Raw genomic sequence first — 12,175 nt, 5'->3', positions numbered from 1 at the left:
TACTCAGGTCAAACCGCTGATTTTACAACCTCTTTCTTAAACGGTGTTCAAAAGCTTGCATCTGCGGTAATAAGCCCAACCAAACGAAAAATAGGAGGAGCTATTTTTGTTTGGCTGTTCTTATTACTTGATGCAGAACAGCTTTTTCACAACCTCTTTTTATAAGAGTTTTTACTCATTAATTTACAAAAAACAAGCAAAATGCGAATTTTCTCACATTTTTTTTAACAAAATCAAAGTTATTGCTTGAAAGAAGAAGAATCCATCGTTAAAATAAAGCTTGACGTAGAGGGGAGCAAGAAATATGAAAGATTTTCAATTGGGGGCTGCCACCTATTTAAAAAGTGTAGCCATTCGGGTGAAAGACCGAGATAAAATGATTGATTTTTACAAGAACGTTGTTGGCTTTGATTTGAAAAGAGAAGAAAACGAATTAGCCATTTTAGGAACAGAAGAAGCTGGAAGTGAAATGTTGCTGCTGGAAGAAAGTCCTAGAGCGAATGATCACATGGGGGAGATCAAAAAGCTGAACCGTTTTTCATTGATTATCCCTAGCACAGAAGAAATGGCAGATATCCTTTGTCGTATCCGTAAAATGAATTATCCAATCAAAGAAGCTTTAGAAGATCATGGACGTATGGGGATTTTGCTCGTAGACCCAGAAGAGAATGAATTGGAAATTTACCATGAAGAGAATAAGAACGACCAAAGAGAAATTCCGGAAACAATGGATCAAGAAGCATTATTAAGAAAATCTGAAGAAAAATTCAGTAAACTATCAACAGGTTCTTATTTTGAAAAAATCCATTTAAATGTTACTAACTTAACAAAAGAACGCCAATTTCTTAATCATGTACTTGGTTTGAAGGTACATAATGAAGAAGAGGGCATCCATGTATTGAATGAAGGAGATTTCCATGTTGGTTTGACAGAAGCTAGCGGAGGCGCAATTGATTTGCCTACAGATGAAGTGATTGGACTTGATTTTCTGAAATTCATGATCGATACTGAAAGCATGGAAGGACTGATTGCTCACTTGCAGCAACTATCAGTTGATTTCTTCTTAGACAAAAAGCACACAGTACTCACAATCTATGATGCTATAGGAATCGAATGGTGGTTCGTCAGTGAGCCAAAAGAAAAGAATAAAACTGACATTCGATGCGACGCTTAACTTTTTCTTTCTTAACGATTGTCGCATGTCTCGTCATTTTATGAACGGTCATACTATCGCTTATTCTAGAGATAGAAAGAGAAAATAGTATACCGGAGGAAACTGCGCGGTTTTTCGCGCAGTTTTTTTGTGTAAAAAAGGTTGATTCCTCATAGATTAAGCTTTAAGCTTGGACTGTAAGAATCTGATAGAAAAGCAGGAGAAAAAGATGTATCCACACACGAAACAGCTTATTTTGAAAAAGATGGAAGAAGTATTTTATCCAGGTGTAGCAGTCGCCTTCATAAAAGAAAATCAAGTAGAAACATTTACAGCCGGCTTTGCCCAAGTCGTTCCTGAAAAGCAGCTGATGACAGAAGATCTGTTGTTTGATGCAGCCTCACTGACGAAAGTCGTTGCAACCACTTCATTAGTTTTACGTCTATTAGAAGATGGAAAGATAGAACTCGATCAACCGCTTCATAAATATCTTCCTGAATTTGAAAATCAGACAATCACTTTGCGTCATTTACTGACACATACTTCTGATATCAAAACATGGATACCAAACAGAGATAAGCTATCTCAGGAAGAATTGATCGCCGCTTATTTGAAGCTAGAACCAGGTGAGCAACTAGGAAAAGAAGTAAAATATACAGATGCCGGTACGATTCTTCTTGGGTTGATGCTAGAGGAAATTTACCAAGAAACTGCAGTGGAAATCTTTCAAGAACAAGTATTGGAACCATTAGGAATGATGAACAGCTTATTTCTTCCTTTTCCTTCCAAAAAAATCGTTCCCACAGAACAACTGCCTTCGGGTGAGGTTTTGCGTGGACAAACTCATGATCCGAAAGCAAGAGTTTTGGCTGAACATGCAGGTAACGCGGGTCTCTTTATTGATTTGAAAGACAGCATTACTTTTGTCCAAATGTATTTGAACAAGGGAAAAATCCGTAATGGTCGTTTTTTAGAAGAAGAGACGATTGATTCTTTACTGCAAGATCAAACACCGAAAAAAAATGGCTATCGTTCTTTAGGATGGGACTTAAAAAAGGATGTAGAAGACGGTCATGCGATTCTTTTTCATACTGGTTATACAGGTACGTTTTTCTTGATTGATATAAAAACACAAGAAGCGTTGATATTTTTGTCAAATCGCGTACATCCTGTCGATCATCGTGCGGAGTATCTCATATGTCGAGATGAAATTGTTGAAAACTTTTTGAAAGAGAAAGCGGTATTACCGAAATAATGCTATAATAGCTATGAAAAATGAGAGGAGTTTGAATTATGCAGGAACCTATGTTTTTAAAACCAGTTTTTCAAGAAAAAATTTGGGGAGGAAGTCGTTTACGTTCAGTCTTTGGTTTTGATATCCCTAACGATAAAATCGGAGAAGATTGGGCGATCAGTGCGCATCCTCATGGTGTCAGTGTAGTAGAAAATGGCGAATTCAAAGGGAAAAGATTAGATGAACTATGGTCAGAACACAAGGAATTGTTTGGCCATCCTTCAGAACCAGTGTTTCCATTATTGATCAAGATCTTAGACGCAGAAGATGATCTATCTGTACAAGTACATCCAGATGATGCCTATGGGATGAAACATGAAGGTGAATTAGGAAAAACTGAATGCTGGTATATCATCGATGCTGAACCTGGTGCAGAAATCATCTATGGTCATCATGCAAAGACAAGAGAAGAACTAGCTGAAATGATCAAAGATGGGCGCTGGGATGACCTTTTGAAGAAAGTACCAGTTAAAAAAGGTGATTTCTTTTATGTACCAAGCGGAACGATCCATGCTATTGGTAAAGGAATCATGATTTTAGAAACACAGCAAAGTTCTGACACGACTTACCGCGTGTATGACTACGACAGAAAAGATGCGCAAGGACAAACAAGAGAGCTGCATATCCAACAATCGATCGATGTAACAACTGTCCCTGCGAAAACACCAGAATTACAAATCAAAGAAGTCCGAAAAGGGAATTCATCGATCATCACTTATTTAGAAACTGAGTTTTTCAATGTATATGAGTGGGATATTAAAGGAATCACATCTTTCAAAAAACAAGCCCCTTATACATTGATGACGGTAATCGAAGGAGCAGGAGACCTTGTCGTTGACGGAAAAACATATCCATTAGAAAAAGGAACAAGCTGTATTATTCCAAATGGCGTTTCTGAGTGGGCGGTCCAAGGTGAACTAGCAATCATTGCGTCTGAACCAGGCAAATAGTTCCCATATAGCTGAAAGCAACAGACGGTTTTTCGTTTGCTGCTTTTTCTACATAAAATCCGTCCATCAATAAATAGAAGTATGGTGAAAAAGATGGAATACAAATGGAAAGCAAACAACAGCAGTCGCGTGTCTATGAAACAACTGAGAAAAGCTGGACATCACTTAAATGAAATGATCATGCCAAATCTAAGTCTGTTTATCGCTTGGGGAATCTTGTCATTAGCAACAAAAGGTGTGTCTGGCGATTTGCACACCACATTAGAAGAGGTATGCCATTGGATGATCCAGCTGCTTTTACCCATCTTGATCAGTTATTCAGGCGGGAAATCGGTAGGGGGACAAAAAGGGGCAGTCGCCGGTGCAATTGCTTCTTTAGGGTTGATCGCTCGTTCCAATGCTCCACAAATCGTAGGAGCGATGATTATCGGGCCGCTTGCCGGCATCGTATATGAACAATTTGTTTCTAGATTCCATGTGAAATTCAAGGCTGGATATGAAATGCTTGTCAGCAACCTACTAGTAGGACTGACTGGTAGCGTTATTTGTATAATTGGAATCGTTTTTATTGAACCAGTTTTAAATAGTGTTCACTTGTTGCTCGCCTCCGTTGTGTCTTGGCTAGTCACAATGAATCTGTTACCACTTGTCAGTCTGATCTTAGAACCTCTAAAAGTACTATTTTTCAATAATGCAATCAATCATGGTGTATTGACACCTTTAGGAATCGAATTCTCACAAACAGTCGGGTACTCTTCCTTATTTTTGATGGAGGCAAATCCTGGACCTGGTTTAGGGATCTTACTTTCTATCCTTTGTTTTGCAGAAAAACAGGAAAAAGTAAATGCGAGTGGAGCATTGATGATCCATGCGATTGGCGGGATTCACGAAATCTATTTTCCATTTGTCTTGCTGCGACCGTATCTATTTTTAGCTGTAATGGCTGGTGGGGCAAGCGGCACGTTGATATTTCAATGGTTAGATACGGGATTAGCTGCACCTGTATCGCCTGGGTCACTACTCGTGATTTTTGCCAATGCGCCTTATCCACAACTAGCTGGGGTAAGTATAGGGATAGCAATCAGTACATTTGTGACCTTCATTTGTGCAGCGATACTATTGAAATTACCAAATAAAGAAAAAGAGAACAAAACGGTCAAAGAAAGGGGAGAAATCTTGGAACCATCTATCATTCATTCCGTCATTTTTGCTTGCGACTCAGGTATGGGATCAAGTGCTATGGGAGCCGCCCTGCTGAAAAAGAAATTAGCAGCAGAAAAAATCGATCTTTCTGTCGGATACAGCTCTATCTATGAATTGAATAACCAGGTAAATCAGCTGGTTATCGTGCAACATGAACTAGCGGATCTTGCAAGAGAAAAAGTACCTCAAAGTCAAATCTATGTACTGGATCACTTTTTGGAAACAGATATCTTGCTGTCACGAATAAAAGAAGCGATCCATTTTCCAAAGCGGGAAGAAAAAAAAGAGATAGCAGATATCACAGAACAAAAAACGTCGCCTGCTAATATTGTATTTTTGTATAAAAACAACAGACGCGGCTCACAAACTATGGGCATGACGATTTTAAGTCAATTAGCAAAAAAAGCGAAAAAACAGTTTGTTATCTCAAAAGAATCAATAGAAAAAATCAAAATCCAAGAAGAAACGATTTATATCGCACAAAGAGAACTAGCTGTAACTGAACAGCTAGAAGAAAAGATCCCTCGGCTAGTTCTAGTTGAACATTGGGTAGCTACGAATGAATACGAAAAACTCGTGAAGGGAGAAATATAAGATGTATTTATCGCCCAGAGAAAAACAATTATTAGCAGAATTTCTCAGTAGCCCGTCACCTGTATCTATCCAAAAAATGATGAATTTATTGAAGGTCAGTAAACGGACTGTTTACCGCGAATTAGATAATCTTGAAGTCTCATTGAAATCGGTAAATGCTTCTTTGAAAAAAGCAGCTAGAGGCTCATTTGTCATTGAGGCATCAGAAGAAGTATTAGAGCAATTAAAAGAAAATACAGATGGGAAAACTAATGACTTATCCACTGCTAAACGACAACACGCGATTTTAGCCGAGTTGTTACTGACGACAGAGCCGTTGAGTCTTGCTCATTTCATGGAATCATATCGCATCAGTAATACCACTTTTTATGCAGATATCAAACAGTTGGAAGAAAGTATTCGCCAATTGCCTTTGGAAATCATTCGGAACCAGGGATACGAGATCGAAGGACCGGAAAAATACCGCCGGCTTCTGACCGCGAATGTATTAGAATTAGAAATCAATGAATATGAACTTTTTCATAGTATTTCTTTCGATGCATCACTGAATTATTTTTTTCGATTCGTTGATCCGCAACATCTATCTCTTGCACGCAAAGTAATCGGGGAAGAATTGATCCAAAAAAAGACCAATCTAAGTGATAGAAAGCTTGAACATTTGGTTTTGATGCTGACATTGACGATGGAGCGTGTGACGAAAAATCATTTACTGACAAATGAGACATATAATGGTCTGGCAAACAAAGAATTACTACAGACAGCTAAACGATTGTTTTCACGGATCGCTTCTGAGACAAAACAACTTTATCCAGTAAATGAGATCGTCTTTTTTGCAGGATTATTAAATGACTTCACGAACTCATTTGATCAGAATTTCTTTGAAGAGACGTTCGATACACAGCTTGCTTATTTAGTAAAACAACTGATTCAAGAAGTAAGTGAAGAGACGAATGTCCATTTTTATGAAGATGAAACTTTGTACAAAATGCTGTTGACTCATTTATCTGGTGTGTTTTCAAGAGCCGTTTTACAAGAAGAGACACTGACCAATCCGATTTTAGAAAAAATCATGGTTCAATACGAGGAAGTTGCGAATGCAATCCGTAAAGCAGTAGAGCGGATTTTTCAAGAAAAAAAATTATCCGAAGAAGAGATCGCTTATATGGTCCTTCATTTTGCGAATTCATTGGAACGAAGTCCGAAAGAAAGCAATATCAGTATTGCAGGATTTTCGCCAAGTGGATTAGCTTCTACTAGCATGTTGGAACTACGATTGAAAAGGTATTTTCCCTTCATCCAACAAATTCATTTCTATCGGATTGCTGATTTAAAAAAAATCGATTTACAAGAAGAATATGATGTTGTTATTTCTACATCTATTTTACCAGGATACGGTGGAAAATATATTTTAGTCTCCCCGCTACTGCTGGAAGAGGAAGTCAAGCAGCTAAAAGAAGCTTTTTCGCATATTGAGAAGAAAAAAAGGCAAAAAATTACGTATAACAGCAATAACGAGTGGATGCTAGAAGATACTTATGAGGAAACGATGCATTTCATGGAGCAAATCAATCAATTACTTGATCGTTTCTTTATTCAAGAACTAGATAACCCTGATACGGTCTCCGAAACGATTCGCAGCTTATTTCCTTATTTTCCTGAAGGACTAGTAACGGATGAAGAGGTGGTTCATCGCCGGCTGCTTAAGCGATATGAACAAGCACCTATCGGTATTCCTCATACAAATATGGGGTTATTCCATACATCCAGCTCATTGATTTCTAAACCGATCTTTTGTATTTTCAATTTGAAACATCCGTTGACCATTGAAGGGATGGATAGACAGCCAGTCGATTTGTCCCGTATGTTAGTTATGCTGGCGCCTTCGCCAATCCAAGAAAAAGACGGGATTCTTTTAGGAAAGATCAGTGGAGCAATCATCATGAATGACTTGAACACCGAGATCTTCCGCTCAGGAAATAAAGAAATCGTTTATCAGTTGCTAGCGAAAATCCTGATTGAAGAAATAAAGAAATGAAGGTGAAAAGATGATCCAGCTACCAGCAGAAAAAATATTGCTCGATCAATCCTATCAAAATTGGAAAGAAGCGTTGACCGAGATCGGCCAGTGGATGACCCAACAAGGGGGAATCAAACCGGCATATATCCAATCAATGATCGAAAGACAAGAAAAAGCGAGTGTCTATATCGGGAATTTCGTAGCCTTGCCACATGGGACTGACAAAGATGAAGAAGTAGTAGAAGAAGGAATCTATTTAGTCCAAGTGCCTGATGGTGTGGACTTTGGAACAAAAGAGGAACCAAAAATCGCGACACTCTTATTTGTAGTGGCTTTAAAAAAAGAACATCAGTTAGCGGTGCTCCAAGATTTAGCCTTTTTCTGTTCAGACATCGACCAAGTAATGGCGCTCAGTGATGCGGAAACCATTGAAGAAGTCCAAATGATTTTTGAACATGGACATATATAACCAATGTTCACAGTAAAAAAAGCTGCCTTGCATCAAGTAATAACTTCAACCAAGATAAAAATAAGAGGAGCTATTTTTGTTGGGAGGTTCTTATTACTGCGGATGCAAGCTTTTAAAAACTATTTATTCTAGAAAACCGTTTATTTGAAATAGGGGACGGTGACAAGGTTTTTGTCACCGCCCCTATTATTTTTGTGTTTTAATAGCTCTTTTTTATATAGATAGCGCCCATACCTATGAATAATAAAACGATACTCCATATACCAAGTGTCAAGATACCATTCATGAAAGTAACCTGTTCTGAAGCTAGTGGCGAGAAAATATCTCCTCCTATGATCACATTTTGAAAATCAATATAAGAAGTTGGCAAGTAATGACTGATTGATTCTATCCATCCAATCGAAGAAAACAAGCGATACTCTGCTAAGAAAAGACAAAGAAGTGTACCTAAAAGATTGACTAGAGAATGTTCAAATAAAGCAGATAGAAGAAAACTGATTGTACTTAAAAAGAGCACCCACAACAACAGGAACAGAAAGCTCTGGAAAAGATACGCATACATCGGAAGGATTCGTATCTCCTGACCAATGATCGTTCCTACAGGATAACGGAAGTCTCCCAAACCATTTTTGATTATTACTAGTATAGAGACGATCAAAAATGGCATCACGAGACTTAGCATAGCTGCACCATAATAAACGGTAAAACGGATGCTATGTTTCTTTACCATACTATCCGGTAATAGATTGACTAGAGAGATTACCTGCTTTCTTTTTTCATAAGAGATGATGGAAGAAAGAAACAAGGCGGTTATACATAAAATCAAAAAACTAGAAATCATTCCTGAAAAAATATTTTCGTAGTAATTCGCTAAAGGGAGATGCGCTGGCAAGTCAAAAATAGAATATCTTTGGATCTGATATTCTTTCATATAACGGAGCAACTCGACACGTTTTTGTTGTTCAATGATTGGAATTCCTTGTCTTTGACCAGAAATCAGTCGATCCAGTATATCTTTTTCATAATGATAAGTTGCTTCAACCATTTGCTGGACATTCCCTGTGTTTTTTGCATGTAAGATTGCTTCGATCAGTTTGTTGCTTTTCTCTAAACTTTCCACAAATTCTTTCTCATTCTCATCTTCTTTCAACGTTTCAATCAAACGTTGCATCTCTTCATAGTTATGATTCAGTTCATCGAATTCTGTATAAGCAAGTTTATGATCAAAAAAAAGTGGGAATGCAAAGAGCACGACCAACAATAGAGGAAATAAAAAGTTTACTTTGTTTTTTAGTAAGAGATTGCGTTCAAATGTAAGTAAAGACATAGTTATACCTCATATAATTTACGATAAATAGCTAAAATCTCTTCCATATTTGAGGATTCTGTGACGATTTCTCCATTTTTTAGAAAACATGCTTTAGAACAAATCGATTGGATATTCGCGATAGCGTGGGAAGAAAGAAGAATCGTCTTCCCCTCTTTCTGCCATTGTCTGATGAGGCTATTCAAGATATCAATACTTCCTGGGTCTAATCCGTTCAACGGTTCATCGAATAACATGACAGATGAATCACTGATCAAGTAAGCAGCAAGCAAGACATGTTGTTTCATTCCTAGAGACATTTTTCCAATCGACAAAGTAAGGTACTCAGTCATCTTCAATCGTTGGAAAACAGTTTGGCATTCTACTTTGCTCTGCCAATAGTATTTGATCAAAGTCAAATAATCAACAGCCGATAGATAGTCGGATAACTGATTCGTTGATTCTAGAAAAAAGAAAGACCGGCGATAATCTGTATAAGCAGTAGGAGAGATGTTGTGAAGGGACAATTGATCATAAGTTGTTGGCAGCAGTTGGGCAATGCCATTCAGCAAAGTTGTTTTGCCAAATCCGTTCGGGGCAATCAAAGCAGCTACTTCTCCTGATTCTACTAAAAGATTCAATTGTCGAATCACACGTTTTTTACCACGTTTCATGTTCATGTTTTTGATCAGTAATGTCATAGATAGGCCTCCAATATAAAATTTAATAACATAATAGAATGAAAAACATCTAAATGAAATGCTAACAAAAGTTATTGTTTGCATATTATAAAAAAATTAAAATAACAGTTTTATTTAAAATTGAAGTTTTCTGATACCGAAATCTTTTTATTTTGCTGACATACTCAAACCTTTGGCACAAAGTTTCGTGCCAAAGTACGACTATTTCTCTTTTTAGTAAGCGGATACAATTAGAGTATCAAAAGGAGAGAGGGAGAGACAAAATGGAACGGACGATTCCCAAAAACAACATTTCGCTAAAAGCGAGGGTACAAAAATTAGGCAGTACTTTATCAAGCATGGTCATGCCAAATATTGGAGCACTGATTGCCTGGGGTGTATTAACGGCTCTATTTATCCCAGATGGTTATTTACCAAATGAGGCTTTCGCTACCATGGTAAGCCCAATGCTAACTTATCTGATTCCTTTATTGATCGGTTATACTGGCGGAAAAGTAATTGCTGGTGACCGCGGATCAGTTGTTGGGGCAATTGCAACGATGGGTGTGATTGTCGGAACAGATATTCCAATGATGCTAGGCGCGATGATCATGGGACCTCTTGGCGGATATGCTATCAAGAAATTTGATCAGCTATTCCAAAAACGGATCAAATCCGGTTTTGAAATGCTAGTCAATAATTTTTCAGCAGGTCTTATCGGTTTTGGATTAGCGTTATTAGGTTTTTCTGCGATTGGTCCAGTTGTCGATGCATTGACTCAAGCAATGGCAAAAGGTGTAGAGATCATTTTATCTGCCCATTTGATTCCATTGACAAGTATTTTTATTGAACCAGCAAAAATCTTATTTTTGAATAATGCAATCAATCATGGGATTTTGACACCATTGGGAACTGAACAAGTAGCAGAGGCTGGAAAATCTATTCTATTCTTGCTTGAAGCAAATCCTGGTCCAGGACTTGGCGTATTACTTGCTTTTACTTTGTTTGGTAAAGGAGCAGCAAAATCTTCAGCACCAGGAGCCATGATCATTCACTTTTTAGGCGGGATCCATGAAATCTATTTTCCTTACGTTATGATGAAACCGTTATTATTCTTATCAGTTATAGGCGGAGGAATGTCAGGAAGTTTCATTTTCCAATTGATGGATGCTGGACTAAGAGCGCCAGCTTCTCCAGGGTCGATCATTGCGATTCTAGCGATGACACCGTTCAATTCTTACCTTCCTGTTATTTTGGGCGTGATTGTTGCCGCAACTGTTTCGTTTGGTATTTCTGCAGTAATTTTGAAAGCGGATGCGAAAGATACAAATGAAGACTTCGAAAAATCTGTTCAAGAGACAAAGGCAGCTAAGCAAGCTTCCAAAGGTGCCCAAGGTATTCCTCAAGGAGCTACATTCTCTGGCGTACAAAAAATCATTTTTGCTTGTGATGCAGGGATGGGATCAAGTGCGATGGGCGCTTCGATCTTGAGAAAAAAAGTACAGGAAGCAGACTTGCCTCAAACGGTGACCAATCAAGCAATCAGCCAACTGACAGATGACTCGAATACATTGATCGTTACTCAGGTCGAACTACAAGAAAGAGCAAAACAAAAAGCACCGAGCGCGCGTTTTGTCTCAGTAGAAAACTTTTTGAATTCACCTCGATATGATGAAATCATTCAAGAATTAAGCAGCAAGCAGGAACCATCAGTTTCTGAAATTGAGAATGAGCCAGCAGAAGAGTTTCTTTCAGCAAACATCAAACAAATCAAAGAGATTCTACTTGTCCACGATGATCGTTCCGGATCAGCAACAATGGGGATGACCGTGCTCAAAGATATATTAGACAAGAACCATTTAACTATCCCGTTAAGAAAAGTCAATATCCAAGATTTAAAAGATGAACCTGATTCACTGATCGTAGCCAAAGAAAGTTTAGCGGAAAAAGTACAGATGGCTGCGCCTCAATCCATTCATTTATCAGTCAACAGCATGGTCAATCCGCAAAAATACGAATCGATTGCACAATATTTGAAACAGACAGCTTAAGGGAGGAAAACAGCATGCAAAGTTTGCCATTCGACATGATCGAGCTCAATCGATCTTTTAAAACCAAAGAAGAAGCGATCCGCTATTGCGGTCAGATGCTTGTAGAAGCAGGGTGTGTTGATGAGGAATATATCGATGCCATGGTAGATAGAGACAAAATGTTATCTGTTTATATGGGGAATTTTATCGCGATTCCTCATGGAACAGATGAAGCAAAAAAATATGTGAAAAAATCCGGCATCTGTGTCGTTCAAGTACCAGATGGTGTAGATTTTGGTACCGAAGAAGAAGAAAAGATTGCGACTGTTTTGTTCGGTATTGCAGGAGTCGGAGATGAGCATTTGCAACTTGTACAGCAAATCGCACTTTATTGCAGTGATATGGACAATGTTGTCCAGCTAGCAGACGCGCTCAGTAAAGAAGAAGTAACGGAAAATCTAGCAATTGCTTAAGGAGAG

The 12,175-nt window shown here is 38.2% G+C and carries 10 protein-coding genes; 8 read left to right on the top strand and 2 right to left on the bottom strand.

Annotated features, from left to right (window positions below; all coding sequences use genetic code 11):
* Nucleotides 1-304: 304 nt before the first annotated feature.
* The 6 genes from IGL31_RS10715 to IGL31_RS10690 all read left to right on the top strand — a co-directional run bounded on the left by IGL31_RS10715 (nucleotide 305) and on the right by IGL31_RS10690 (nucleotide 7,680).
* Complete coding sequence (locus IGL31_RS10715; protein WP_002325397.1) at nucleotides 305-1,174, top strand: VOC family protein; 870 nt, start codon at nucleotides 305-307, stop codon at nucleotides 1,172-1,174.
* Nucleotides 1,175-1,382: 208 nt separating this feature from the next.
* Nucleotides 1,383-2,408, top strand: a complete 1,026-nt coding sequence (locus IGL31_RS10710) for a serine hydrolase domain-containing protein (protein ID WP_086300269.1) — start codon at nucleotides 1,383-1,385, stop codon at nucleotides 2,406-2,408.
* Nucleotides 2,409-2,446: 38 nt separating this feature from the next.
* Nucleotides 2,447-3,397: a mannose-6-phosphate isomerase, class I gene (gene manA, locus IGL31_RS10705; RefSeq protein WP_086300270.1), complete on the top strand. Its 951-nt coding sequence runs from the start codon at nucleotides 2,447-2,449 to the stop codon at nucleotides 3,395-3,397.
* Nucleotides 3,398-3,490: 93 nt separating this feature from the next.
* Nucleotides 3,491-5,194 carry a PTS transporter subunit EIIC gene (locus tag IGL31_RS10700; protein WP_025476806.1) on the top strand — a complete coding sequence of 568 codons (1,704 nt, stop codon included), beginning with the start codon at nucleotides 3,491-3,493 and terminating at the stop codon, nucleotides 5,192-5,194.
* A gap of 1 nt (nucleotide 5,195) precedes the next feature.
* Nucleotides 5,196-7,229: a BglG family transcription antiterminator gene (locus IGL31_RS10695; RefSeq protein ID WP_086300271.1), complete on the top strand. Its 2,034-nt coding sequence runs from the start codon at nucleotides 5,196-5,198 to the stop codon at nucleotides 7,227-7,229.
* Nucleotides 7,230-7,239: 10 nt separating this feature from the next.
* Nucleotides 7,240-7,680: a PTS sugar transporter subunit IIA gene (locus tag IGL31_RS10690; protein WP_002287254.1), complete on the top strand. Its 441-nt coding sequence runs from the start codon at nucleotides 7,240-7,242 to the stop codon at nucleotides 7,678-7,680.
* Between the two features lie 199 nt (nucleotides 7,681-7,879).
* Here IGL31_RS10690 and IGL31_RS10685 read toward each other — a convergent pair whose 3' ends face one another.
* Complete coding sequence (locus IGL31_RS10685) at nucleotides 7,880-9,007, bottom strand: ABC transporter permease (protein ID WP_086300272.1); 1,128 nt, start codon at nucleotides 9,005-9,007, stop codon at nucleotides 7,880-7,882.
* Between the two features lie 2 nt (nucleotides 9,008-9,009).
* The gene (locus tag IGL31_RS10680) at nucleotides 9,010-9,687 is read right to left on the bottom strand and encodes an ABC transporter ATP-binding protein (protein WP_086300273.1); all 678 of its coding nucleotides are present in this window, start codon (nucleotides 9,685-9,687) and stop codon (nucleotides 9,010-9,012) included.
* Nucleotides 9,688-9,950: 263 nt separating this feature from the next.
* On the opposite strand from IGL31_RS10680, the gene IGL31_RS10675 reads away from it, so the two are divergent.
* Nucleotides 9,951-11,717 carry a PTS mannitol-specific transporter subunit IIBC gene (locus IGL31_RS10675; RefSeq protein WP_086300274.1) on the top strand — a complete coding sequence of 589 codons (1,767 nt, stop codon included), beginning with the start codon at nucleotides 9,951-9,953 and terminating at the stop codon, nucleotides 11,715-11,717.
* A 14-nt stretch (nucleotides 11,718-11,731) separates the two neighbouring features.
* A complete protein-coding gene (locus IGL31_RS10670; protein WP_002287247.1) occupies nucleotides 11,732-12,169 on the top strand; it encodes a PTS sugar transporter subunit IIA in 438 nt (145 codons plus the stop codon).
* Nucleotides 12,170-12,175: the final 6 nt, after the last annotated feature.

The organism is Enterococcus sp. MSG3290 (genome assembly GCF_050555565.1).
Classification (GTDB): domain Bacteria; phylum Bacillota; class Bacilli; order Lactobacillales; family Enterococcaceae; genus Enterococcus_B; species Enterococcus_B faecium.
Note: the sequence above shows the minus strand (reverse complement) of the source record. Positions and strands in the feature narration are given on the sequence as shown.